Genomic DNA, 26,999 nt, shown 5'->3' with positions numbered 1-26,999 from the left:
CTATTAAGTACGTATCAAATTAGTAAACGATTTGGCGATTTTTAAGGCCTCGCCAAATGCTCAATCCTCATGGGAGTGCAAGTTTATGAATAACATAGCTGTAACCGTAAAGGACGGCGGAGCAACCTCCAGCGTATCAGCTGAGCAGGTTAATCTGACCAGGCCTAGCGTAGTAAAGCTACAACTGGAGCGCAGCGACATCGCTGCAACAACACGCTCCGGGAATGATTTGATCGTTACGCTACACTCTGGCGAAAAGGTCGTACTCCAGAATTTCTATGTGGCTGATGCACAGGGCCACACGAGTGATTTAGTCCTGGAAGATAGTCAGGGCGCCCTGTGGTGGGTGCAGGATCCCGCCACCGGTTTCCATTTTGAATCTATTGCCGATATCGACGGCTTATTGCTGGGCGGTGCGGAACCAAGTTATGCGGCCGGGCTGGCATTTGCTGGCGCCGGCCTGCTTGGCTTAGGAGCGATGTTCCTGGGCGAAAGCGACGACGATAAGAACAACAGCGACGACAGCGATTCAGATTCCGACAGTGACTCTGACTCCGACTCCGACAGTGATGCGGATGCGGACGCTGACTCCGATTCAGATTCCGACAGTGACTCCGATTCCGACAGCGATTCAGACTCCGACAGCGACTCAGACTCCGACAGCGATTCAGATTCCGACAGCGATTCAGATTCCGACAGTGATTCAGATTCCGACAGCGATTCAGACTCCGACAGCGACTCCGATTCCGACAGTGACTCCGATTCCGACAGCGACTCAGACTCCGACAGTGACTCTGACGCCGATGCGGATGCCGATGCGGATGCTGACGCCGATGCCGATGCTGACGCCGATGCGGATGCCGACGCCGACGCCGATGCCGATGCGGATGCAGATGCTGACGCCGATGCCGATGCGGATGCCGATGCGGACGCCGATGCCGATGCGGATGCGGATGCGGATGCGGATGCGGATGCGGATGCGGATGCGGATGCGGACGCCGATGCCGATGCCGATGCGGATGCGGATGCCGATGCCGATGCCGATGCGGATGCCGATGCCGATGCCGACGCCGATGCCGATGCCGATGCGGATGCCGACGCGGATGCCGACGCCGATGCGGATGCCGACGCCGATGCCGACGCTGACGCCGATGCGGATGCTGACGCGGATGCGGATGCTGACGCCGATGCGGATGCGGATGCCGACGCCGATGCGGATGCCGATGCGGATGCCGATGCGGATGCTGACGCCGATGCCGATGCTGACGCCGATGCCGATGCCGACGCGGATGCGGATGCGGATGCGGATGCGGATGCCGATGCGGATGCGGATGCGGATGCGGATGCGGATGCGGATGCGGATGCGGACGCCGATGCGGATGCCGATGCAGACGCCGATGCGGATGCCGACGCCGACGCGGATGCTGACGCCGATGCCGACGCCGATGCGGATGCGGATGCCGATGCGGATGCGGATGCCGATGCTGACGCCGATGCGGATGCTGATGCGGATGCCGATGCCGATGCCGACGCCGACGCGGATGCGGATGCGGATGCTGACGCGGACGCCGATGCCGATGCCGATGCGGATGCCGACGCCGATGCGGATGCCGATGCGGACGCCGATGCGGATGCCGATGCCGATGCCGATGCGGATGCCGATGCGGATGCCGATGCCGATGCTGACGCCGATGCGGATGCTGACGCGGATGCCGATGCCGATGCCGATGCGGATGCCGATGCCGATGCCGATGCCGATGCGGACGCGGATGCGGATGCGGATGCTGACGCCGATGCGGATGCGGACGCCGATGCGGATGCCGATGCGGATGCGGATGCGGATGCTGACGCCGATGCCGATGCCGATGCGGATGCGGATGCGGATGCGGACGCCGATGCGGATGCGGATGCCGATGCCGATGCCGATGCCGATGCGGACGCCGACGCCGATGCGGATGCCGACGCCGATGCCGATGCGGATGCCGATGCTGACGCGGATGCGGATGCGGATGCGGATGCGGATGCCGATGCCGATGCCGATGCTGACGCCGATGCGGATGCGGATGCCGATGCCGATGCGGATGCGGACGCCGATGCGGATGCCGATGCCGACGCTGATGCCGATGCGGATGCCGATGCCGACGCCGATGCGGATGCCGACGCCGATGCGGATGCGGATGCCGATGCCGATGCCGACGCGGATGCTGACGCCGATGCGGATGCGGATGCCGACGCTGATGCCGATGCGGATGCCGATGCCGATGCCGATGCGGATGCTGACGCTGACGCCGATGCGGATGCTGATGCGGATGCCGATGCTGACGCGGATGCCGATGCTGACGCGGATGCCGATGCGGATGCGGATGCTGACGCCGACGCGGATGCCGATGCGGATGCCGATGCGGATGCTGACGCCGATGCCGACGCGGATGCCGATGCTGACGCGGATGCCGATGCCGATGCCGATGCCGATGCCGACGCCGATGCGGATGCCGATGCCGACGCCGATGCCGATGCGGATGCCGATGCGGATGCGGATGCCGATGCGGATGCCGATGCGGATGCCGATGCGGATGCGGATGCCGACGCCGATGCTGATGCCGACGCCGATGCCGATGCGGATGCGGATGCCGATGCCGATGCCGATGCGGATGCGGATGCTGACGCGGATGCGGATGCCGATGCGGATGCGGATGCGGATGCGGATGCCGACGCCGATGCGGATGCCGACGCCGATGCCGATGCGGACGCTGATGCCGACGCCGATGCGGATGCCGATGCGGACGCGGATGCGGATGCCGATGCGGATGCCGATGCGGATGCCGATGCCGATGCGGACGCGGATGCCGATGCCGATGCCGATGCCGATGCGGATGCTGACGCCGATGCGGATGCCGATGCGGATGCCGATGCCGACGCGGATGCCGACGCCGACGCCGATGCGGATGCCGACGCGGATGCGGATGCCGATGCGGATGCCGATGCGGACGCCGATGCGGATGCCGATGCTGACGCCGACGCCGATGCGGATGCGGATGCCGATGCCGATGCGGATGCTGATGCCGATGCTGATGCGGATGCCGATGCGGATGCGGATGCCGATGCCGATGCCGATGCCGATGCCGACGCTGATGCTGATGCTGACGCGGATGCCGATGCGGATGCCGATGCCGACGCGGATGCGGATGCGGATGCTGACGCCGACGCCGATGCGGATGCCGACGCTGATGCGGATGCGGATGCGGACGCCGATGCCGATGCCGATGCCGATGCTGACGCCGATGCCGATGCGGATGCGGATGCCGATGCGGATGCGGATGCGGATGCGGATGCCGATGCGGATGCCGATGCGGATGCGGATGCCGATGCGGATGCCGATGCCGACGCCGATGCCGATGCCGATGCGGATGCTGACGCCGATGCCGATGCCGATGCGGATGCCGACGCCGATGCCGATGCTGACGCCGATGCGGATGCCGATGCGGATGCCGATGCGGATGCCGATGCCGATGCGGATGCGGATGCGGATGCGGATGCGGATGCGGATGCGGATGCGGATGCGGATGCGGATGCGGATGCGGATGCGGATGCTGACGCCGATGCGGATGCGGATGCGGATGCGGATGCCGATGCCGATGCCGATGCCGATGCGGATGCTGACGCCGACGCGGATGCGGATGCGGATGCGGACGCCGATGCGGATGCCGATGCTGACGCCGATGCGGATGCGGATGCGGATGCGGATGCGGATGCGGATGCGGATGCCGACGCCGATGCAGATGCCGATGCGGATGCGGATGCGGATGCCGACGCTGACGCCGATGCCGATGCCGATGCGGATGCGGATGCGGATGCCGACGCCGATGCGGATGCGGATGCTGACGCCGATGCCGACGCCGATGCGGATGCGGATGCCGACGCCGACGCCGATGCCGATGCGGATGCGGATGCCGACGCCGACGCCGATGCCGATGCGGATGCTGACGCCGATGCCGACGCCGATGCGGATGCGGATGCCGATGCGGATGCGGATGCCGATGCGGATGCGGATGCCGATGCCGATGCCGATGCCGATGCGGATGCGGACGCGGATGCCGATGCGGATGCCGATGCCGACGCGGATGCGGATGCCGATGCGGATGCCGATGCGGATGCTGACGCCGATGCGGATGCCGATGCTGATGCCGATGCCGACGCGGATGCCGATGCGGATGCGGATGCGGATGCGGATGCCGATGCCGATGCGGATGCTGACGCCGATGCGGACGCGGATGCTGACGCGGATGCGGATGCCGATGCGGATGCCGATGCGGATGCTGATGCCGATGCGGATGCCGATGCGGATGCCGATGCCGATGCCGATGCCGACGCGGATGCGGATGCGGATGCCGACGCCGATGCCGATGCGGATGCGGATGCGGATGCGGATGCGGATGCGGACGCCGATGCTGACGCCGATGCGGATGCGGATGCCGATGCGGACGCCGATGCGGACGCCGATGCCGATGCCGATGCTGACGCCGATGCGGATGCTGATGCCGATGCGGATGCCGATGCCGATGCTGACGCGGATGCGGATGCGGATGCGGATGCGGATGCGGATGCGGATGCGGATGCGGATGCGGATGCCGATGCTGACGCAGATGCGGATGCCGATGCCGATGCCGATGCCGATGCCGATGCCGACGCCGATGCCGATGCCGATGCCGATGCCGACGCCGATGCCGATGCCGATGCCGATGCGGATGCCGATGCGGATGCGGATGCGGATGCGGATGCGGATGCGGATGCCGATGCCGATGCGGATGCCGATGCGGATGCCGACGCGGATGCTGACGCCGATGCTGATGCGGACGCCGATGCCGATGCTGATGCGGACGCCGATGCGGATGCTGACGCCGATGCGGATGCCGATGCCGATGCGGATGCGGATGCCGACGCCGATGCGGATGCGGATGCCGACGTTGATGCACCAGATGCTCCGGAAGGACTTGCTGTTGCGGAAGACGGCCTGACCATTACCGGTACAGGTGAACCTGGCGCTGCTGTTACCGTCTATGACGCTAACAACAACGTGATCAGCGTTCCGGGTACCGTAGTAGGCGAAGACGGTAACTTCACCGTAACTCTGACTACACCTCAGACCAACGGCGAAACCCTGAACGTTACTCTGACCGATCCGGCAGGTAATGAATCGCTTCCGGGAACCGTTGACGCGGGCGATACCACGCCTCCGGCGCAGGTTGACGATCTGAACGTGGCGGAAGATGGTCTGAGTATCACAGGTACCGGCGAACCAGGTGCCTCTATCACCGTTCGCGATGCTGACGGCAACGTCATCAGCCTCCCGGGTGCCGTGGTGGGCGAAGACGGTAACTTCACCGTGAATCTGAATGTTCCACAGACCAACGGCGAAACGCTGTCCGTCATTCAGACTGATGAAGCAGGTAATCCGTCCGATCCGGCCACCGTTGACGCGGGCGATACCACGCCTCCGGCGCAGGTTGACGATCTGAACGTGGCGGATGATGGTCTGAGTATTACAGGTACCGGCGAACCGGGTGCCTCCATCACCGTTCGTGATGCTGACGGCAACGTCATCAGCCTCCCGGGTGCCGTGGTGGGCGAAGACGGTAACTTCACCGTGAACCTGAGCACGCCTCAGACCAACGGCGAAACCCTCTCCGTTATCCAGACCGATGAAGCAGGCAACCCGTCCGATCCGGCCACCGTTGACGCGGGCGATACCACGCCTCCGGCGCAGGTTGACGATCTGATCGTATCCAATGACGGTCTGACTATTATCGGCACCGGTGAACCGGGCGCTTCCATCACCGTTCGTGATGCTGACGGTACCATTATCAGCCTCCCTGGCGCAGTCGTGGGGGAAGACGGTAACTTTGTCGTGAATCTGAACCCAGCTCAGATCAACGGTGAAACCCTCTCCGTCGTTCAGACCGATCAAGCGGGTAACCCGTCGGATCCGGCCACCGTTGACGCGGGCGATACCACGCCTCCGGCACAGGTTGACGATCTGAACGTGGCGGAAGATGGTCTGAGTATTACAGGTACCGGCGAACCGGGTGCCTCCATCACCGTTCGTGATGCTGACGGCAACGTCATCAGCCTCCCGGGTGCCGTGGTGGGCGAAGACGGTAACTTCACCGTGAACCTGAGCACGCCTCAGACCAACGGCGAAACCCTCTCCGTTATCCAGACCGATGAAGCAGGCAACCCGTCCGATCCGACCACCGTTGACGCGGGCGATACCACGCCTCCGGCACAGGTTGACGATCTGAACGTGGCAGAAAATGGCCTGAGCATCAGCGGTACCGGCGAGCCGGGTGCAACTATTACCGTTCGTGATGCTGATGGCAATCTGCTCAGCCTCCCGGGTGCCGTAGTAGGCGAAGACGGTAACTTCACCGTTCTGCTGAATGCAGCACAAACTAACGGTCAGACTCTGAGCGTTATCCAGACCGATGAAGCGGGTAATCCGTCCGATCCGGCCACCGTTGACGCGGGCGATACCACACCTCCGGCACAGGTCGACGATCTGGAAGTGGCGGAAAATGGCCTGAGCATCAGTGGTACCGGCGAACCGGGTGCCTCCATCACCGTTCGTGATGCTGACGGCAACATCATCAGCCTCGCGGGTGCCGTGGTGGGCGAAGACGGTAACTTCACCGTGAACCTGAGCACGCCTCAGACCAACGGCGAAACCCTCTCCGTCATCCAGACCGATGAAGCGGGTAATCCGTCCGATCCGGCCACCGTTGACGCGGGTGATACCACGCCTCCGGCACAGGTTGACGATCTGAACGTGGCAGAAAATGGCCTGAGTATCAGCGGTACCGGCGAGCCGGGTGCCTCCATCACCGTTCGCGATGCTAATGGCAACGTGATCAGTGTGGCGGGTGCGACTGTTGGCGAAGATGGCAACTTCCTGGTCATCCTCACCACAGCTCAGACGAATGGTCAGACGCTGAGTGTCATCCAGACCGATGAAGCGGGTAACCCTTCAGACCCAACCACCGTCGACGCGGGCGATACCACGCCTCCGGTGCAGGTAGGGGATCTGGACGTGGCAATTAACGGCCTGACCATTACGGGTACTGGCGAACCTGGTGCGAGCATTACCGTCCGCGATGCAAATAACAACGTGATCAGCGTTGCAGGAGCAGTCGTTGGAGAAGACGGTAACTTCACCGTAACGCTGACTTCCGCGCAGACCAACGGCCAGGCGCTGACCGTCCAGCAGACCGACCCAGCGGGCAACCCATCGCCAACTGCACCGGTTACTGCACACGACACTACGCCACCGGATGCTCCAACCGGACTGTCTATCAACACAGCGGGTACGGTGATTACCGGTACCGGTGAGCCAGGCTCAACCGTGTCGGTGAAAGATGCCAACGGCAATACCATCAGCCCGGCAAACGTGAAGGTTGGAGAAAATGGTTCCTTTACCGTTAATCTGACCACGCCGCAAACCAATGGTACGCAGCTGTCGGTTACTCTGACCGATAACGCGAATAACCCATCAACGGCGTCGTCGGTGAAAGCAGCGATCATCGTGACGGCAACGCCGGATACCGGGGAAGTGGACTTCCTGACGCACACAGGATCCGTGCAGTCCGCGACTGTCGCTCCTAGCAGTTCGACTGCATTACTGACTGTGGGTCTTGGGGCGAATCTGCTGAATATTACCCTTCTGGGTAGTACTCCGTATGTGCAACTGACCGTGGGTGCGAATGAAACCCGAAGCTTGACCGTAACAGGTTCTGTTACCGGGGTTCAGGCCGCTTCAACCGTTTCGGCGTATCTGTATCATGTGAATACCGATGGTTCATTAACCCGGGTTCAGAGTGGCCAGCTGTATCAGCTACTTCTCGGCCTGGGAGGAACCAGCTCGGGTTCTCATACCTTCACCATTAGCACGGCGGGTTCCTACGTTATTGCGCTGAACACGACCGGTGTCGCAGCAATCACCACCAACACCCTGACTGTAAACGCAGCAACCGACCTGACCACCACTGTGCTTACTAACAGCACCAGTACGACAGGCCACCTGTTAGCCAATGACACCAGCTCCACTATCGGTGAAATTCCTACAGGTACGCATGTCTCTACTGTAAACGGTGGCGCAGTCGGCTCAACGGGTAACACTACCTTTACCAATGCGTACGGCACGCTGCTTGTCAATGCGGCGGGGGATTACACCTTCACCCTGGCAGCCAACCTGAAAGTGAACTCGTTGCCAGCAACAACGTCCTTTACCTATCAGGTAGTTGATTCGCATAACGTGACGACATCATCAACGCTGACCATCACGCTGCACAACGGTGTGAATACGTTCAGTGCGCTGATGGCGGTGGAATCCTTCGATACCGATGCTGAAGCTTCCGGCACCGTTCACGGCAACGTGCACGATGGCGATACCACCACTCATACCGGCGCAACGCTGAATATTGATGGTATCAGCCTGACGGATGACGGTACGGCGTCGACCACCGTGGATGGCCTGTACGGCACGCTGACCATCAGCGCTGACGGTACGTACAGCTATGAATTGAACGAAGGCATCACCGCGGCCGATATCACTTCTAAAGAAGTGTTCTCGTACTCGCTGGTCGAAACCGACGGTTCAATCACGCTGAACTCGCTGACCATTGACCTGGCACCAACGGTCACTGGCACCAGCGAAGATGACTCTGTTTCCGGCAGTGCCTACAACGACACCTTCACTCTGGGTGACGGGGCAGACACGGTGGTTTACCACCTGCTGGATAATGCGGATGCCACCGGCGGCAACGGTGATGATACCTGGACCGACTTCACCGTCGGCGAAGACCACATCGATGTCAGTGAACTGCTGCAGGGCTGGGACGGTTCTGCCGCCACCATCGGTAACTATGTCTCGGTAGAACATACCAACGACGGCAATACCGTGGTGTCGATTGACCGTGACGGTGCAGGAACGCAGTACGACTCAACTGAACTGATTACTCTCGAAAATGTGACCGTTACCCTGGACGAATTGCTGCAACAGCACAATACTTCCGTGTAACTAATGTTTTAGGGATTTTTCAGTGGCACAGGGATGTGCCAAAAAATGTAACGTTATTTACTAACGGGGGTAGTGTAGCCGAGGGCTGCCGCACCCCCGTTTCCTGTTACGGTTTGCCTGAAGGAGTACGCGGATTGTTAAATGTTACAACAGTAAAACCCCGCAGACGGGTGAAGCATGTAAGAGAGCAGCAACAGCGAACAGGAAAACGTATTTCTATGATTCATCGCCTAAAACGCAGTACGGCAGGCTTACTTATGCTGACCGGTGTTTTGTTTCCGCTGGCTCCGGCGCAGGCCGAAGAGCTGGATGAGGACGCCCCTTCGCGCATCAGCGCGCAACATCTGGTTACCCAACAAGAATTACCCAGCCTGAACGGCGAAGTCACCGAACTCATTATCGAAAATACCAACCAGCCGCTGGATATCAGCAAGGCCGTGCAGCGCGCGGTGCAGTGGCATCCGGCAATCAGTCAACAGGTCGGAAAATTGTTTGAGCAGTCCGAACAGGTGAATTACGCCCGTTCAAAGTACTACCCGCAAATAAGCGGTGGAATGAATAACGGTATTACCAACACGTACAGTGGACACGGTTACAGCCCGTCGCTGGTCCTTTCGCTTTCCCAGATGCTGTATGACTTCGGTAAAGTCTCCAGCTCTGTGCGTTCTGCGAATGCCGGCGTGGCACAACAGCAGGCCCAGGTATTGGTGAGCATCGACAAGGTTGCTCATGATACAGCCGCTGCATTAGTACAGGTTCAGGGATATCAGGAGCTGGTTGCTATCGCGCAGGCGCAGCTGGACTCGTTGAACACCATTGGCGGCCTGGCCCGCGAGCGTAACGATCAGGGAGCCAGCTCGCTGTCGGACGTGGTACAGACCAACACCCGTATTGAAGGCGCACGCGCGACGCTGATGCAGTATCGCGCCAACCTCGATCGCTGGCGTGCAACGCTGGCCACCTATCTCGGCTGGAAAGCGGTGAATAAAGTCACCAACGACTTCCCGGCGAAGCTGACGAAAGCCTGTGAAGTGACCCAGGTTGACGATCGCTTAATCCCTTCCGTTCTTGCCGCGTGGGCGCAGGCCAATCAGGCCCAGGCCCAGCTGGATTATGCCGATGCCCAGCGGATGCCGACCATCTCCCTGGAGCCGGAAGTTACCCACTATCTTAACGATCGTTACGCCAACCATCAGACACTGGACCGCACTCAGTACTCGGCCTATGTCCGGGTGCAGATGCCGCTGTATCAGGGCGGTGGGCTGGATGCGCAGCGTAACGCCGCCGTGCATACCCTTGAAGCGGCCAATGCCATGGTGCAATCGGCGCGTCTGGACGCGCGACAGCAGCTCAGCGCCTCGCAGAACGAGTCGATGAGCCTCAGCACCACCTTAGCCATTCAGGCCCGTCAGCAGGCGCTCGGTGAAAAAACCCGTGAGCTGTACCAACAGCAGTACCTGCAGCTTGGCACCCGACAACTGCTCGACGTGCTGAACGCCGAGCAGGAAATTTATCAGTCCCGTTTTACCGAGCAGCAGACCATCGCTCAGTTGCGTACTCTGCAGCTGGACTGTCTGTACAGCACGGGGCATATCCGCAGTGCTTTTGCCCTGGATAATCAGAAAATCCAGCAGGTGGAGATCCAACCATGAGTCAGCTGCACCAGGAACCTCTCGAACCCGATAACGGCGAGAATAATAATGAGAAAAGCCATCTTCACGACTGGGTGACTGCCATTGGCCACATCGCCAGACACTATCGTCTGGAATTTTCTCCCGGCGGTCTGCAGGCCGCCGCCAGCTGGCAGCGGGATAAACCGCTGGCGGCAGTTATTCAGAACCTCGGCCGTCAGGCCGGGCTGTCCGGCCGACTACTCAATACGGAAGACAGCGAGATCACCAGCTGGCGGCTGCCGCTGGTGATCCAGCTGAATGATGGCCAGGTGGGCATTATTGAAACCTACGACGGCAAAGACGGTATCGGGGTCAGCTTTATCAGCGACGCCCAGCTGGTCACGCAGCTCTCTTTCTCCGAGCTGCTGCCGGACATCAGCCATATTGCCGCCTTCCGTCCGGTTGCCGCGGTAAAAGACATCCGCGCCGACCGCTATCTGGCGGAATACACGCCGAACTGGCTGCGCGATCTGGTGATGCGCGATATCCGTCCGTACTGGTACGTCATGCTGGCCTCGCTGATCATCAACGTGATGGCGCTGTCCGGAATTATCTTCTCGATGCAGGTGTATGACCGGGTGATCCCGGCGCAGTCCTATCCAACGCTGTACGTACTGTTTGGCGGCGTGATGATCGCCATTATCTTCTCGTTCATCATGCGTATCGCCCGCGGGCACGTGACCGATATTCTTGGCAAACGCGCCGACCTGCGCGTTTCCGATCGGGTGTTCGGCCACGCGCTGCGCCTACGTAACAGCGCTATCCCCCGCTCCACCGGCAGCTTTATTTCCCAGGTACGTGAACTGGAACAGGTGCGTGAAATGGTCACCTCAACCACCGTGTCTGCTATCGTCGATATGCCGTTCTTCCTGCTGTTTATGGGCGTATTGATCGTGATTTCGCCTTACCTGTCCTGGATAGCGCCGGTGGCTACCGTACTGATGCTGGTGCCCGGCCTGCTGTTACAGAAAAAGCTCGCCCGACTGGCACGCCAGGCCTCGATGGAAACCACCCTGCGCAACGCTATCCTGGTGGAAAGTCTGCAGGGTCTGGAAGATATCAAACTGATGCAGGCCGAGCAGCGCTTCCAGCAGCAGTGGAACAGCTACATTCAGATCACCGCGCAGTCCGGCATGGCCACCCGCCGCCTGAGTCAGGGATTAATCAGCTGGGGAATGACCGTGCAGAGCCTGGTGTATGCCACCGTGGTGATGATCGGCGCACCGCTGGTGATCGACGGTGATATCACCACCGGTGCGGTGGTGGCAGCGTCGATGCTCTCTTCGCGCATGATCGCCCCGATGACCAGCCTGTGCGGCGTGCTGGCACGCTGGCAGCAGGTGAAAGCGGCGAAGGACGGTCTGGATAACATCATGCAGCTGCCGGTCGAAAACGGCGGTGATGAGGCGCGCGTACACTGCGCCACGCTCTACGGTGACTACTATATTCGCTCGGCGGTGTTCCGTTATGACCTGGAGTCCACTCAGATCCCACTGCGGGTGAACAAGCTGGATATTCGCCGCGGCGAACGCATTGCCGTGCTGGGCCGCAACGGTGCCGGCAAGTCCACCTTCCTGCAGGCGCTGTCCGGTGGCGTAGAGCTGGCAGACGGCGAGCTGCGGCTGGATAACCTCAGCCTGCCGCATATCGACGTCGCCGACCTGCGACGCAACATCGGCCTGCTGACCCAGAACGCCCGCATGTTCCACGGTACTCTGCGCGACAACCTGACCATGGGCGCACCACATGCGCGCGACGAAGATATCTTCGCGGTGCTGGAAGTGTGCGGGGCGGCCGACTTTATCAAACGCCTGCCGTTGGGTCTGGAACACCAGATTATGGAAGGCGGGCTGGGCCTGTCCGGCGGGCAGCGTCAGTCAATCCTGCTGGCACGTATGCTGCTGCGTGACCCGAATATTGTCCTGCTCGATGAACCGACCGCCTCCCTGGATGAACATACCGAACGCGACTTCCTGCAACGTCTTAGCGGCTGGCTGGCCGGTCGCACGCTGATTATTGCCACCCACCGCGCCGCGGTGCTGGAGCTGGCCGAACGCGTGCTGGTACTCAAAGATGGTGCGCTGGTGATGGACGCACCCAAGGATAAAGCGATGAATCGCGCCGAAGAGAAAAAACGCACCCTGGAGGTCAGCGATGAAAACAAATTTGCCTGATCTGCCGATCACCCTCGATGGTGCCAAATCTCCGGTACAGCCGGTCTATAACGGTGCCAGTATTACCCTGGCGGACGACATCGATAACAGTGAAAGTGATGAAGTCAAACTGTCGAGTTCCACCCGGATTGTGTGGATCACCGCGCTGATGCTGGCCGTGATTGCCGTCTGGGCGTGGTTTGGCACGCTGGATGAAGTGTCTAACGGTGCCGGTAAGGTGATCCCCAGCACCCGTGAGCAGGTACTGCAGTCGCTGGACGGCGGGATCCTCGGCGGCCTGAACGTGCGTGAAGGCTCCAAAGTGGAAGCCGGCCAGATCGTGGCGTGGATGGACCCGACCCGATCCGAATCTAACGTCGGTGAAAGCGCAGCACGCTACCGTGCGGCACTGGCTTCAGCCTCGCGTCTGACGGCGGAAGTGAACGACCTGCCGCTGACCTTCCCGGCCGAGCTGGATAAGTTTGAGTCACTGAGAGCCACGGAAACCCGGCTGTATAACACCCGTCGCGCCCAGTTGACCGGATCTGAAACGCAGATCAATGAAGCGCTGGACCTGGTAAAACGCGAGCTGCAGATCACCGAACGGCTGGCCACCACGGGTGCTGCCAGTAACGTGGAGGTGCTGCGCCTGCGCCGCCAGAAGGCGGATCTCGACCTGAAAATGACCGACCTGCGTTCGCAATACTATGTGCAGGCGCGGGAAGAGATGGCCAAAGCCAACGCCGAAGCCGATTCGCTGGCGGAAGTCATCAAAGGCCGTTCTGATTCGGTCGATCGCCTGACCGTCCGCTCGCCGGTACGCGGCATCGTCAAAAATATCAAAGTGAATACCATCGGCGGCGTTATCCCCCCTAACGGCGATCTGATGGAGATTGTGCCGGTTGACGATCGTCTGCTGATCGAAGCCCGCCTGTCGCCGCGCGATATTGCGTTTATCCATCCCGGCCAGAATGCGCTGGTCAAAATCAGCGCCTACGACTATGCCATTTACGGCGGGCTGCACGGCGTGGTTGAGACGATTTCTCCGGATACCATTCAGGACGAAGTGAAGCCTGAGATTTATTACTACCGCGTATTTATCCGCACGGATGTCGACTATTTGCAGAATAAAAATGGCAAACGCTTCTCCATTTCTCCGGGAATGATCGCGTCGGTGGATATTAAAACCGGCGAAAAAACCGTGATGGATTACCTGTTTAAACCGTTTAACCGAGCAAAAGAAGCGCTCAGAGAGCGTTAATTAGTCTCTGGAGGAGATGAGATGTCATTAAGCAAACTCTTGCAGGCAGCCCGTGTTTCTGCCGAAAGTGTGACGACAACAGCACTGCCGGAAGGTCACCCCGGCTGGGTACTCTTTTTCAGTCTCTGTCACGGTAATAAACGTGCACATGTCCATATCGCCAGCGGCAACAGTTTTGAACAGGCCTGGAGTGAAGGTGCGGAAGCGCTGCAAAAATGGAATAAAAAACAAAGCCGCAAGCCGCTCTGGCTGCGGGTTGACGTGGTAGATCAGGTCCGTGCGGTAACCTGGGAAGATTTACAGCGTGAATTCGGCAAGACCAAACGTAACTACTTTGGCTGTGGGCTGTCGCTGGACAGCCAGTTCACGCTCGCCATGCTGCCTCAGGAACTGTGCGCCAATGCCGTGTTATATGAAGGCAATAAAAACCTGGCGACCCCGAACGTGATTAACCTGGCGAGCTACGGCCGCCAGCGTTTCGGCCAGCCGCTGCAGTGGCCGCAGCGTGACGATGAAACCCTCTGGTGCTTTACCACCAGCGGCGTGTTTACCGACGGCACCGGAGCCTGGCCGCTGGAAAATCGCGGGCTGAACGCGGGCTATCGCCGCATCGACAACTGGCCCGGCGAGGCGCTTCCGCAGGTGATTGACAGCGCCACCAGCTTCCTGGCCGAACAGGTGAAATCTTCCGGTGAGTTTTACTACGGCTGGTTCCCCTGCTTTGACCGCCCTATCGACTCCTACAACGCCCTGCGCCACGCCAGCTCCACCTATGCCCTGCTGGAAGGCTGGGAGAAAAGCCAGCAGCCGCAGCAGATAGAAGCGGTTGAGCGCTCACTGCGCTACCTCACCGGCAAGCTGATCCACACGCGCAAACTGCCGGACGGCAGCGATGCCGACTTCCTCGTCGATACCGGCAATGAAATCAAACTGGGCGGCAACGCCGTCTGTATCCTGGCAATGGCGAAATACACCGAACTGACCGGCGATCGTCGTTATGTTGACCAGATGGAGAGGCTGGCTAACGGCATCGGCTTTATGCAGACCAATAAGAAGTCGTTTGTACACGTGCTGAATTACCCCAGCCTGTCCGTGAAGGCGGAACACCGCATCATTTATTACGATGGCGAAGCGGCCTTTGCGCTGATGCGGCTGTACGGCATTACGCGCAATCCGCGCTGGCTGGAAATCGTCGAGCGCGCGTTTGACTACTTTATTGAAAATAAGCACTGGCAGGCGCACGACCACTGGTTGAGCTACTGCGTTAACGAACTGACGCTTTACCGCCCGGAAGAGCGCTATTTCAGGTTCGGACTGGATAACGTTCGCGACTATCTTAATTTTGTGCTGACCCGCATCACCACCTTCCCGACGCTGCTGGAGCTAATGATGGCGGCGCAGAAGATGATCGTGAGGATGGCCGCCGACGAACGTCACGCCCATCTGCTGTTCGACTTCGATCTGAATAAATTTTACGAGGCGCTGGAGTTCCGCGCCCGCTATCTGCTGAACGGTTTCTTCTGGCCAGAGCTGGCGATGTTCTTTAAAAACCCCGAGCGCATCGTTGGCAGCTTCTTTATTCGCCACCACAGCTTCCGAGTGAGGATTGATGATGTTGAACATTACCTTTCAGGCTACGTCGCCTATCATAACTATCTGCGCCAGCCCGCTCATGAACAGGCGGCCGCTGTGAAGGCCTCGGTAGCGGCGAAGGCACAGGCCGCGCGCGGCGGTCCTCGCAAATCCGGTGAGCCGCGCGTGCTGTTCCTGTGTGAAAACCTGCGCAACGTCGGTAACGGTATTGAAGTGGCCACGATGCGCCGCGCGCGACTGTTTAAAGAGCATCTCGGCGTGGTCCCTACCATTCTGATTTCGTCATTTAACCCGGCGCTGGAAGATACCGCCGATGCGTTCAGGGCAAGCGGTAAGCTGCCACCAGAAACTCAGGTCATGAGCATTTATCAGTGGCTGTCACCGCTGTGCGACAGTAAAAAACTCGCTCCGCTGGCGGCGATCCCGCAGGGCGTGCTGCTGCGCTCAACGGGGGCGAAAGATGCCCCGCTGCGCGTATTGCAGTATGCGCTGCCGGGGCGCGAAGGCGAACTGAGCTTTGAAGATTATGTCGACAGCCGCCAGCGCATCGTGCTGCGCAAGCACTATACCCAGCGCCAGCAAAGCAGCGTGCTGTCCAGTATTGAAGTCGGACAGCCGAACGGCGAGAAGATCAGCTGGCGCAGCGACGCGGCGTTTGTCGCCGCGATGGCCATTATGTGCCTGGATCCGCGTACCGAATGGCACTTCCTGGTGGATAAAAACCGCCCGTGGAGCGAGTTTATACGCCACGCGCCGCACCTGCACTGCAACGGCACGCTGACCACCCTGTTCCACTCCACTCACCTGTTGGCCGATGGCAGGCTAAAGGCGGGCTATGCGCGCGTACTGGACAGTGAGAAAAGTATCGACCAGCTGATTGTGTTAACCGACGGGCAGCAGCAGGCGCTGCTCAACGACGGGTTCCCCGCGCAGCGGCTGCGCACCATCCCCAATCACATCGATAACCCGCAGGCGGCCAAAAAGCTCACCAAGAAAGCCAGTAAAAATGTGGTGTATATGGCCCGCTATTCCGAGGAAAAGCGCCACGGCCTGCTGCTTCGCGTCTTTGAGAAAGTGCTGGAGGCGGTCCCGGATGCGCAATTGCATACCTGGGGCGTGGGCCCGCTGCGCGCCGGCCTGATCAAACAGGTTCAGGACAAGGGACTGACGCAGAATATCCATATCAACGGCTTCTCCGCCGATGTCGAAGAGATCCACCGCCAGGCCTGCTGCGCGGTGCTGTGCTCCGATCAGGAGGGCTTCTCGCTGTTTGGCCTGGAAGCTCTGGCCTACAGTACGCCGCTGGTCAGCTTTAACGTTGATTACGGCCCGCGCGACCTGCTGGGCAACTTCAAGGCCGGCGTACTGGTCGAGGACGGCAATGAGCAGGCGCTGGCGGATACGCTGATCGATCTGCTGGAGCATCCGGGCAAACTGCGCACCATGCGCGGAGCGGCGGCACGCAGCGCTGCGCGCTTCTTTACGCCGGTAGTGGCAGAGAAATGGCAGCAGTGGTGGAATGATATGCGCCAGCTTGCGGCCGATCGTGAACAGCAGGTGCAACCTGCCAGCCAGGAACGCGTTACCACGGGGTGATAAGCCTCTACCGGGCCGGTAACGCCAGTAACCGGCTTCGGCAATCATCATCACGGGGCGGAAGCCTTTTCCGCCCCCGCTCTCCCGCCGCCCGGCGTCGATGAAAAGACGGACTACGGTCTGTCAGACTCTTTATTGTGCTTACCGGCAACAGATTTTTCACTTCGTTGACTTTCTCGTTAGGGGCATCCTGCTACCCTGGATCGGTAACACTGGGTTTTCTTCGGAAAAGACTGAGGGAAAATATCGCTGAAGAGGGTGACAGCTGAGAGCCGGGTGAAAATTCACCGCGATTTGGTGGTGTTGCAGACAATTCTTCGTAAAGATAGTTCAACAAGGATAAATCCTGGTTTCTTCCTAAGCCATTATGAACATATAATGTGCAGCCGGTCACAGTTGACCAGTATTGGGTCGTTTATCAACAGTCTACATGGCGCTACACCTGAAATAATATGAAAAAAAGCATCCGTGCATTTGTCACCCTGTTTCTGGCCGCAGCGGCGTTCAGCCACTCAGCCTTAGCCGTGGTTTATCCGCTTCCGGCCGCTAACAGCCGCCTGACCGGACAGAATCTGGAAATCACTATTCCTGAAGACAGCAAGCTTCCGCTTGAAGCCTTTGCTGCGCAGTACCAGATGGGTCTGAGCAACCTGATGGAAGCCAATCCGGGCGTTGACGTTTACCTGCCGAAAGCCGGTAGCAAACTGATCATTCCCCAGCAGCTGATCCTGCCCGACGCCCCGCGCGAAGGTATTGTGATCAACAGCGCGGAAATGCGTCTGTACTACTACCCGAAAGGCACCAAAACCGTGGTCGTCCTGCCTATCGGTATCGGCGAGCTGGGTAAAGATACGCCGGTTAACTGGACCACTTCCGTTCAGCGTAAAAAAGACGGCCCGACCTGGACTCCGACCAAGAAAATGCACGAAGAGTACGCCGCACGCGGTGAGTCTCTGCCTGCCGTTTTCCCGGCTGGCCCGGATAACCCGATGGGTCTTTACGCCCTGTATATCGGCCGTCTATATGCCATTCACGGCACCAATGCTAACTTTGGTATCGGCCTGCGCGTAAGCCACGGCTGCGTGCGTCTGCGCGCTGACGATATTAAATGGCTGTTCGACAACGTGCCGGTCGGCACGCGCGTGCAGTTTATCGATCAGCCCATTAAGGCCACCGTCGAGCCGGACGGTTCTCGCTATGTCGAGATCCACAACCCGCTGTCGCAGACCGAAGAGCAGTTCCAGTCTCGTGAGCCGGTTCCACTGACCCTGACTGCCGCCGTGACGAAAGTGGTGAGCGACGCCAGCGTCGATACCACCAGTCTTGAAGACGCGCTAAAAGTGCGTTCCGGCATGCCGGTCAAGGTGAACGGTGTCGCTGACGGTACCGCGCCGATCGCCGTTCCGGAGCAGGAAGGTGCGCTGCCTAAAGAAGAACCGATGACGCCAGTGACCCCGCAGGGCGCCAGCGTGGTGGACTCCGTGACCGGTGATGCGACCGCCGCCGCTGCACAGCAGCCGGTTGAGCAGCCGGCAGCCGAGCAGTCTGCTCCGGTAGCGGCCGATGCGCCTGCTGAAAGCAGCGCACAGACCATTCAGGGTCTGAGCCAGCCGGGTCCCATCTACAGCACGCCGAAGTCCTGATCCGCATCAGGGGCCGTTCACCGGCCTCCTGATTTAAAAGACTGCACCTGAAAAGCGGGTAACACCGCTGATGAAGGTGCAGTTTTTTTATCTGTCAAATACCCGCCTGCCGAAGAATTTAAAACCTCCCCAGAATAGCGCCGGCTTCTGTTTGATCGCGCGCAATTTAACTAGCTACTATGAAGTAGGTAATATCTTACCCGCTGATTTAAATGGTTTTTAATCTGAAAAACGCACGGAATGACTGGCATCGACCAGCCTAATCGCATTAGCTTAATCCTGCGTTAGCGTTCATGCGTTAACGCCCTCGACAACAATAGGCTTTGGAGAACTCATCTTGTTCTCATCGCTGGCATATGCGTCTCGGCCAGCATTTCCACCGGGAAAGGATGCCACCCTTTCCCTTTTTTTTATCGTGGATCCCGCCGCCGCATGACCAGCCAGGCCGCCGCACAGGTAAAGACCATCACCAGCATCACCAGCAGCAAAAAGCCGTGTGGGTTGGCCGACAGCGGGATCCCCCCCACGTTCATGCCGAAGAAACCGGCGACCAGATTAATCGGCAGCGCCAGTACGGTGATCAGCGTCAGGGTAAACAGCGTGCGGTTACTCTGCTCAAGCTGCTGCGCGGCCACTTCCTCCTGCAGCAGGCGAATGCGTTCCGTCAGACCATTCAGGTCGTTCAGCACCACGGTAAACTCTTCGGTGAACTGCCGCAGATCCTGCACCACGCTGGGATTAAGCCATCCCGGCGGCCGGTTTATCAGGCGAAACAGCGCCGCCGGTTCCGGGGCCAGCAGGCGCTGAAAGCGCAACAGCGTGCGCCGCAGCCTGCCCAGTTCCGCACGGTTGCTTTTGATATGCTGGCCGAGCAGCCGTTCTTCAATCTGATCGACGTACTGGTTTGACTGCCGCACGATTAGGCCGAGCACGTCTTCCTGCTCTGCCAGCAGCTGCGCCAGCAGTTCGGTTGGCGATCGTAAGTCCATGGCGACGAGCTTTTGCTGCAGGCGTTCTACCAGCCTGACCGGCTTGAACCGGGCGCTGACGACCAGCCCGGCCCGGCACCAGATCCACAGCGTGGCGCTCTCCTCACCGCTCGCTCGCGCGTCAAAAATGACGTCGTTCAGTACCGCCATCAGCGCATCGTTTTGCCGCTCAATGCGGGTACTGTGCGAACCGTGCTGGATCTCGTCAAAAAATTCTTCATCCACGGAAAAATGCGTCTGCAGCCAGCGGGCCGCGGCCGCGTGGTTAAGATTTACGTGCAGCCAGAGGAAGCTCTCTTCCGCGCTGCTCTGGTTGTTCCATGCCTCGCAGGACTGCTGCACGGTCAGGCTTTGAGGCTCGCGGCCGTTAAAAAACTGATAGCCGTAAATCAGGCCGGAGACATCGTCACTAAAGTCGGGTTTTTGCCGCACCAGCGGCAGGCGTTGGGTCATAGTTTTACCAGGCTGAATCAGGGCCGCAATGCCCTATCCTGACCTATGCAGATGACAGTTTTGTTACCATCACGTCCAGGCGGTGATTAATTCGCCGGCTTCGTCATTTATTTGTCACACAACCTGCGTATTACCGGAGAGTAATTCTGTTTAACAGCACAATGACTACTTTTTAACCTTACCGGGGGTAAGCGAGAATGGCGATGCAAGGCAATGATTTCTCCATTGAGAATATTAACCAGCGCCTGCTGCAGGAGTTCTACGACAGCTACGACGAAGAGCTGGAGATGGAACTCGACGATCTGCGTTTTGGTGACGGCCGCGAGCCTGAGCCGGGTGAAAAAGCGTGGCGTAAACACTATTTCAGCGAACTGCTGCGCCTGCAGGGTGAACTGGTCAAACTCCAGGACTGGGTCACCCGCACCGGCCACCGCCTGGTGATTATCTTTGAGGGGCGCGATGCCGCCGGGAAAGGCGGCGTGATTAAGCGCATCACTCAGCGTCTTAACCCGCGCACCTGTCGCGTTGCCGCCCTGCCCGCTCCCAACGATCGTGAGCGTACCCAGTGGTATTTTCAGCGCTACATCGCTCACCTTCCGGCAGCGGGCGAAATGGTGCTGTTTGACCGCAGCTGGTATAACCGCGCGGGCGTTGAGCGCGTGATGGGTTTCTGTAACGAACAGGAAGTGGAAGAGTTTTTCCGCAGCGTGCCGGAATTTGAAAAAATGCTGACGCGCAGTGGGATTCAGATCGTCAAATACTGGTTCTCGATTACCGATGAAGAGCAGGAGCTGCGCTTCCTCAGCCGCATCCACGACCCGTTAAAGCAGTGGAAGCTCAGCCCGATGGATCTGGAAAGCCGCCGTCGCTGGGAAGAGTATACCGAAGCGAAAGAAGAGATGCTGGAGCGCACCAACATTGATGAAGCGCCCTGGTGGATCGTACAGGGAGTGGATAAAAAGAAGGCGCGCCTGAACTGTATCAGCCACCTGCTGCGCCAGATCCCATATGAAGACACAGAGCAGAAAACCATCACCCTGCCGCACCGGGAACGTCACGATGAGTATCGCCGTAACCCGGTGCCGGAAGAGATGATCGTACCGGAAATTTACTGACTCTGACGGGGGGAACGATATTCCCCCCGCATCAGCATGTTCACCATCATCGCCAGCGCAATCAGCACCACGCCCGCCGCCACCAGATAGATAACATCAATTCCCCAGTGACCAATCAGCAGCCCCGCCAGCGGCCCGGTGATCCCCAGCCCGCAGTCGAGGAACGCGGAATACAGGCCGAGCGCCGACCCCTGGTTTTGCGGCTGCACCCGCCGAATCGCCTCCACGCCCAGCGCGGGAAAAATCAGTGAGAAGCCGGAGCCGGTGAGAAACGCCCCCAGATCCACCATCCACACGCTGCCGGCCTGCCAGATAACCAGCAGCCCAATGCACTCAATGGCAAATGACACCAGCGAAACGCGGATGGCACCGTAGCGACTGATGCTGTTGTTAAACAGCAGACGCATCAGAATAAATCCGCAGCTGAACAGGGTCAGCGAGAAGGCCGCCCCGCTCCAGCCGTGATGGCTGAAATAGAGCGTGATAAAGGTGGCGATCGTGCCGAAGCCGACCGTGCCCAGCCCCAGACACAGGCCGTAGACCCATATTTTGCCGAACACCTGGCTGAACGGCGTACGCTCGCCGACCTGTACTTTCACCGCCGGTCGTCGTGTAGCCATCCAGAATCCAAGAACGGCCATTACGACGATCAGCCCGGCAAAGCCCGGAATACCAAACAGCGAGTTCAGCATCACCCCGAGCGGCGCCCCCATCGCCATCGCCAGATAGGTCGCCACGCCGTTCCAGGAGATCACCCGGGCGCTCTGCACCGTGCCCACCACGTTAATTCCCCACAGGATCGAGCCGGTTGCCGTCAGGCTCTCACCAAAGCCCAACACCACTCGCCCTGCGGCCAGCATTATCAGGCTGAGCACAGGAGATGCATCCCATACCACGGCCAGGATAGTGAGCACGCCGCTGGCACCGCACAGCACCAGCCCGGCCAGTACCACTTTTTTCGGCCCCAGCAGGTCGGCATAGCGACCGGCCTGTGGGCGACTGATCAGCGTGGCGAAGTACTGCAGGCTGATAATTAATCCGGCAATAAACGAGCTGTAGCCCAGCTGGTTATGCACATAGCCGGGCAGCACCGCCAGCGGCAGGCCAATGGAGAGGTAACAGAAAAAGGTAAAAACCACGACGGAGATAATACGTTTATTAAGCTGGGCATTCGTTAATGCCGGAATTGCAGACATAGCTGGGCCAAAACAGATTGTAATAGTCGCTATATCATACCCTTAGCTTGCTAACAGATCCCGTGAAGATTCACCGTAAGTTATGTCTGAATGCTGTTTTTTGTTGCCAGCAGCGAATGTCAAACGCTCACGGCCGTTCACGCCTAGGCTGAGGGAGGATATTTACAGGAGATTGACTATGCGATTTAAAGGAAAAGTGGCGATTGTTACCGGCGGTGCCAGCGGCATTGGCGCAGCGACCGTACAGCGGCTGGCGTCGGAAGGTGCCGCCGTGGTGATTGCCGACCTGAACGAGACGGCGGGAAAACAGCTGGAAAAGCGCCTTAACGGCGAAGGCCATCAAAGCCTGTTCTTTAAAATCAATGTCACCGACGCACAGCAAAATCAGCAGCTGATCGCGCAGGCGGTGGCCAGGTTTGGCCGGCTGGATATTGTTTTTGCCAACGCGGGGATTGCCGATGATGCCCCCGCGGATAAACTTTCTGTGGATAGCTGGCAGAGAACGATTGATATCAATCTGACCGGCGTTTTCCTGCTGGATAAAGCCGCGATTGAATACTGGCTCACGCACCAGCAGCCGGGCGTTATTGTTAACTGTGGCTCAATACACAGCTGGGTAGGAAAACATGGCGTGACCGCCTATTCTGCGGCGAAAGGTGGCGTAAAACTGCTGACGCAGACGCTGGCAATAGACTATGCCGCACAGGGAATACGCGTGAATGCCGTTTGCCCGGGCTACATTGATACCCCGTTACTCGATACGCAGAGTGCCGCGGCAAAAGCGGCGCTGGTGAAGCTGCATCCGGCTGGTCGGCTGGGCCGCCCGGAGGAGGTTGCCAGCGCGGTGGCGTTCCTTGCCAGCGATGATGCTTCATTTGTTAACGGTGCCGCCCTGCTGGTGGATGGCGGTTACGTTGCCCAGTAAGCCGCGTTAAGCGATAACCTGCGCGGGGCCAGGCAGTGAAACAACAAACGCCTCGCGCATGTTAACGGGATAAAATAGCGTGATTTCTGGCGCAGTGAAGTCAGACGATTACCGCTGTTCGACCTGATTCAGACGCGAATATTGCCGATGGCTTTCGCGATGTCTTTTGAGGTGCTCAGCGCGCGAATCTCAGCGAACAGCCCGCTGGCTTCCTCGTATTCCTTACGCAGATAGCCCAGCCACTGCTTGATGCGCGCCACGTGGTACAGGCCGGTATCGCCCTGCTTTTCCAGCAGCACGTATTTCTTCAGCAGCGCCACGACATCGTTCCACGGCATGCGAGGCTCATTGTACTTAATCACCCGGCTGAGGTTGGGAACGTTCAGCGCACCGCGCCCGATCATCACCGCATCACACCCGGTCGCCGCCATACAGTCCTGCGCACTTTGCCAGTCCCAGATTTCGCCGTTGGCGATCACCGGGATCGTTAAACGTTGGCGAATTTCACCAATTGCCGCCCAGTTAATGCGCTCGGCTTTGTAACCGTCTTCTTTGGTTCGGCCGTGGACGGCAAGCTCGGTGGCACCGGCCTGCTGCACCGCATCGGCGATTTCAAACTGGCGGTCGCCGGAATCCCAGCCGAGGCGAATTTTCACCGTTACCGGCAGATGTGCAGGCACGGCGGCACGCATCGCCTTCGCGCCCTGGTAAATCAGTTCCGGATCTTTTAACAACGTCGCCCCACCGCCGCTGCCGTTGACCGTCTTTGACGGACAGCCACAGTTCAGATCCACGCCCCAGGAACCCAGCTCCACCGCTCGTGCGGCGTTTTCCGCCAGCCATTGCGGGTACTGGCCCAGCAGCTGAATACGCACCCGCGTACCGGAAGGCGTCCGGCTGGCGTGGTCCAGTTCAGGGCAGAGGCGAGAAAAACACTTCACCGGCAGCAGTGCATCCACTACCCGCAAAAATTCGGTAATACAGAGATCGTAATCGTTGACGTCGGTCAGCAGTTCACGCACCAGCGAATCGAGAACGCCTTCCATCGGGGCAAGTAGCACGCGCATGGTAAACCTGTGGGTTGTAAAAGGGGGAACCGGGCGGTTCCCCCGAATAAATTAGCCGTTATTACCCGGGTTAGCACGACGCTGACGGGTACGGTTAACGCGTGGCGCACCGTTGCTGCCTTCCGGGCGCGCACCGCGTGCTGCACCTGAACCGTTAGCCGCGCCGCCGCCATTACCCTGACGACGCTGCTCGCCACCGGTGTTGCCGCTGCTGTTACCGTTGCCGTTGCCGCTACGGTTACCACCGGCGCTGCGTCCGCCGCCGCCGCCGCTACGCTGGCCCGGTGCACCACCGCGACCGCGACCACCGCCGCCGCCTGCGCCACCGCGCTGCTGGCGACCGTTAACGATCGGCTCAGCCTTGATCGTTGGATCCGGCTCATAGCCCTCAACCGCCATACGTGGGATTTCACGTTTCAGCACGCGCTCAATGTCACGCAGCAGTTTGTGCTCATCCACGCAGACCAGCGACAGCGCTTCACCCACCGCCGCCGCACGACCGGTACGACCAATACGGTGTACGTAGTCTTCCGGCACGTTTGGCAGCTCGTAGTTCACCACGTGCGGCAGCTCTTCGATGTCGATACCGCGCGCGGCAATATCCGTAGCGACCAGCACGCGGATTTTACCGTCTTTAAAATCGCTCAGCGCACGGGTACGCGCGCCCTGGCTTTTGTTACCGTGGATCGCCGCAGCGGTGATGCCATCTTTATTCAGCTGCTCGGCCAGGTGGTTAGCGCCGTGCTTGGTGCGGGTAAAGACCAGCACCTGCTGCCAGTTGCCGCTGCCAATCAGCTGCGACAGCAGTTCCCGCTTGCGCTTTTTATCAACGAAATGAACGTGCTGGGTAACCTGTTCGGATGCGGTGTTGCGGCGAGCCACTTCCACCTGTTCCGGGTTGTGCAGCAGTTTTTCCGCCAGGGTCTTAATCTCGTCAGAGAAGGTAGCGGAGAACAGCAGGTTCTGGCGTTTAGCCGGCAGCTTGGCCAGTACGCGACGGATATCGTGGATAAAGCCCATGTCCAGCATACGGTCAGCTTCATCCAGCACCAGAATTTCAACCTTGGACAGGTCGAGCGCGTTCTGATGTTCCAGATCCAGCAGACGTCCCGGCGTGGCGACCAGCACGTCAACGCCACCGCGCAGCTTCATCATCTGCGGATTAATGCTCACGCCGCCAAATACCACCAGCGAGCGGATGTTCAGGTATTTGCTGTATTCAGCAACGTTTTCACCGACCTGCGCTGCCAGCTCGCGGGTTGGAGTTAAAATCAGAGCACGGATTGGGCGACGGCCCTTGGCGTGCGGGTTTTCACTGCTCAGCAGCTGCAGCAGCGGCAGGGTGAAACCGGCGGTTTTACCGGTACCGGTTTGGGCGCTGGCCATCAGGTCACGGCCGGAAAGCACGACCGGGATTGCCTGACGCTGAATCGGCGTTGGCTCGTTGTAGCCCTGTTCAGCAACAGCGCGAAGAATATCGGCATTAAGGCCGAGAGAATCAAATGACATAAAGTTGACTGACTCCGGATCCGCCCTGACCGCAAAGCGGTGTAGTTTCCAGGGGGAGAATATGACGCCAGGATTGTCCTGACGCTTGAATGAGAGCACAAACCACGGTGCGTAAGCGGCAGATTATAGCAGATCCCCACGCTCTACAGGGAGTTATTCTTGGTACTGAAATCCGAAAAATAATGGCGGGGGTGGCAGAGGGAAAACAGAGGCAATTCCGGATAAAATAACGGGCCACCTGAGTGGCCCGTCTGGGATTAACGCTGGCGGTGGCGCGAGCGCGCCGGCTCTTTCGCCAGTAGCGAAACGACCGCCGGACCGGCCAGCATAACAACCCCTACGGCACCGAGCAGCAGGTTATTGTGAATAACCCGCGACAGCACCAGCAGCACTAACATCGCTGCACCGAAATAGTAAGTGGTTGTGACATCTTCAAGGAAATCGCCAATGCGCCGTAAACCCGGCACGCGCTGCGTTAACAGCATGGCGGCAAACACGCTGGCATACATCGCCAGCAGCAGCAGGCTGACCTGCAGCAGCGCATGGTGCTTCCATCCCCACACCAGTGCGGCAATCAGCAGCAGGTGTAGCGCGATGTGTAAACAGTTTTGCCCAGTGACAATCTGAATACGGTTAGACCATTTCATTTGTTTCTCCCGGCGGTCCATGACTGGCCGCCCAAGCGTGTTACTGACACAGGCCAGTAACGCAGTTCTCCAGACTAACTCAACTTTCGGACAAATCCGCAAAAAAAAG

At 59.3% G+C, this 26,999-nt stretch carries 13 protein-coding genes; 8 read left to right on the top strand and 5 right to left on the bottom strand.

From position 1 onward, the window contains the following. The first annotated feature begins 85 nt into the window (after positions 1–85). From PGH32_RS02685 to PGH32_RS02660, 6 genes are all read left to right on the top strand, one after another. Positions 86–9,070: an Ig-like domain-containing protein gene (locus tag PGH32_RS02685; protein ID WP_337893108.1), complete on the top strand. Its 8,985-nt coding sequence runs from the start codon at positions 86–88 to the stop codon at positions 9,068–9,070. Between the two features lie 218 nt (positions 9,071–9,288). Beyond that, a complete protein-coding gene (locus PGH32_RS02680; protein WP_443112733.1) occupies positions 9,289–10,722 on the top strand; it encodes a TolC family outer membrane protein in 1,434 nt (477 codons plus the stop codon). Further along, complete coding sequence (locus PGH32_RS02675) at positions 10,719–12,917, top strand: type I secretion system permease/ATPase (protein ID WP_314427415.1); 2,199 nt, start codon at positions 10,719–10,721, stop codon at positions 12,915–12,917. Before PGH32_RS02680 ends, PGH32_RS02675 begins: the two co-directional genes overlap by 4 nt. After that, entirely contained in the window at positions 12,898–14,157 is a 1,260-nt protein-coding gene (locus PGH32_RS02670; RefSeq protein ID WP_314427412.1) for an HlyD family type I secretion periplasmic adaptor subunit, read from the top strand. The genes PGH32_RS02675 and PGH32_RS02670 overlap by 20 nt, the downstream gene beginning before the upstream one ends. A gap of 21 nt (positions 14,158–14,178) precedes the next feature. Further along, positions 14,179–17,346, top strand: coding sequence for a glycosyltransferase (locus PGH32_RS02665; RefSeq protein WP_337893107.1), 3,168 nt, complete (start codon positions 14,179–14,181; stop codon positions 17,344–17,346). A 452-nt stretch (positions 17,347–17,798) separates the two neighbouring features. Further along, positions 17,799–18,989, top strand: coding sequence for a L,D-transpeptidase family protein (locus tag PGH32_RS02660; protein ID WP_337893106.1), 1,191 nt, complete (start codon positions 17,799–17,801; stop codon positions 18,987–18,989). Between the two features lie 410 nt (positions 18,990–19,399). On the opposite strand, the gene PGH32_RS02655 is transcribed toward PGH32_RS02660, so the two are convergent. Beyond that, the gene (locus PGH32_RS02655; protein WP_314427403.1) at positions 19,400–20,431 is read right to left on the bottom strand and encodes a transporter; all 1,032 of its coding nucleotides are present in this window, start codon (positions 20,429–20,431) and stop codon (positions 19,400–19,402) included. 197 nt (positions 20,432–20,628) lie between these two features. On the opposite strand from PGH32_RS02655, the gene ppk2 reads away from it, so the two are divergent. Next, a complete protein-coding gene (gene ppk2 / locus PGH32_RS02650) occupies positions 20,629–21,546 on the top strand; it encodes a polyphosphate kinase 2 (protein WP_314427400.1) in 918 nt (305 codons plus the stop codon). Here ppk2 and PGH32_RS02645 read toward each other — a convergent pair. Then, the gene (locus PGH32_RS02645) at positions 21,540–22,742 is read right to left on the bottom strand and encodes an MFS transporter (RefSeq protein WP_314427397.1); all 1,203 of its coding nucleotides are present in this window, start codon (positions 22,740–22,742) and stop codon (positions 21,540–21,542) included. The two genes, ppk2 and PGH32_RS02645, sit on opposite strands and share 7 nt — an antisense overlap. Positions 22,743–22,920: 178 nt before the next feature. Between PGH32_RS02645 and PGH32_RS02640 the strand changes: the two genes are divergently transcribed. After that, entirely contained in the window at positions 22,921–23,667 is a 747-nt protein-coding gene (locus PGH32_RS02640) for an SDR family NAD(P)-dependent oxidoreductase (protein WP_337893105.1), read from the top strand. A 128-nt stretch (positions 23,668–23,795) separates the two neighbouring features. On the opposite strand, the gene dusC is transcribed toward PGH32_RS02640, so the two are convergent. From dusC to PGH32_RS02625, 3 genes are all read right to left on the bottom strand, one after another. Further along, positions 23,796–24,734, bottom strand: coding sequence for a tRNA dihydrouridine(16) synthase DusC (gene dusC / locus PGH32_RS02635; protein WP_337893104.1), 939 nt, complete (start codon positions 24,732–24,734; stop codon positions 23,796–23,798). 51 nt (positions 24,735–24,785) lie between these two features. Continuing rightward, the gene (gene rhlE / locus PGH32_RS02630; RefSeq protein ID WP_337893103.1) at positions 24,786–26,243 is read right to left on the bottom strand and encodes an ATP-dependent RNA helicase RhlE; all 1,458 of its coding nucleotides are present in this window, start codon (positions 26,241–26,243) and stop codon (positions 24,786–24,788) included. 257 nt (positions 26,244–26,500) lie between these two features. Beyond that, entirely contained in the window at positions 26,501–26,890 is a 390-nt protein-coding gene (locus tag PGH32_RS02625; RefSeq protein ID WP_105591138.1) for a YbhQ family protein, read from the bottom strand. Positions 26,891–26,999: the final 109 nt, after the last annotated feature.

The organism is Erwinia sp. SLM-02 (assembly GCF_037450285.1).
In the GTDB taxonomy this organism is placed as follows: Bacteria; Pseudomonadota; Gammaproteobacteria; order Enterobacterales; family Enterobacteriaceae; genus Erwinia.
This window is presented reverse-complemented; position numbering and strand designations above follow the sequence as displayed.

What these genes read in the sequence shown, in the direction of transcription:
- PGH32_RS02685 (WP_337893108.1), top strand. Translation starts at nt 86, where the DNA reads ATGAATAACATAGCTGTAACCGTAAAGGACGGCGGAGCAACCTCCAGC.
- PGH32_RS02680 (WP_443112733.1), top strand. Translation starts at nt 9,289, where the DNA reads ATGATTCATCGCCTAAAACGCAGTACGGCAGGCTTACTTATGCTGACC.
- PGH32_RS02675 (WP_314427415.1), top strand. Translation starts at nt 10,719, where the DNA reads ATGAGTCAGCTGCACCAGGAACCTCTCGAACCCGATAACGGCGAGAAT.
- PGH32_RS02670 (WP_314427412.1), top strand. Translation starts at nt 12,898, where the DNA reads ATGAAAACAAATTTGCCTGATCTGCCGATCACCCTCGATGGTGCCAAA.
- PGH32_RS02665 (WP_337893107.1), top strand. Translation starts at nt 14,179, where the DNA reads ATGTCATTAAGCAAACTCTTGCAGGCAGCCCGTGTTTCTGCCGAAAGT.
- PGH32_RS02660 (WP_337893106.1), top strand. Translation starts at nt 17,799, where the DNA reads ATGAAAAAAAGCATCCGTGCATTTGTCACCCTGTTTCTGGCCGCAGCG.
- PGH32_RS02655 (WP_314427403.1), bottom strand. Translation starts at nt 20,431, where the DNA reads ATGACCCAACGCCTGCCGCTGGTGCGGCAAAAACCCGACTTTAGTGAC.
- ppk2 (WP_314427400.1), top strand. Translation starts at nt 20,629, where the DNA reads ATGGCGATGCAAGGCAATGATTTCTCCATTGAGAATATTAACCAGCGC.
- PGH32_RS02645 (WP_314427397.1), bottom strand. Translation starts at nt 22,742, where the DNA reads ATGTCTGCAATTCCGGCATTAACGAATGCCCAGCTTAATAAACGTATT.
- PGH32_RS02640 (WP_337893105.1), top strand. Translation starts at nt 22,921, where the DNA reads ATGCGATTTAAAGGAAAAGTGGCGATTGTTACCGGCGGTGCCAGCGGC.
- dusC (WP_337893104.1), bottom strand. Translation starts at nt 24,734, where the DNA reads ATGCGCGTGCTACTTGCCCCGATGGAAGGCGTTCTCGATTCGCTGGTG.
- rhlE (WP_337893103.1), bottom strand. Translation starts at nt 26,243, where the DNA reads ATGTCATTTGATTCTCTCGGCCTTAATGCCGATATTCTTCGCGCTGTT.
- PGH32_RS02625 (WP_105591138.1), bottom strand. Translation starts at nt 26,890, where the DNA reads ATGAAATGGTCTAACCGTATTCAGATTGTCACTGGGCAAAACTGTTTA.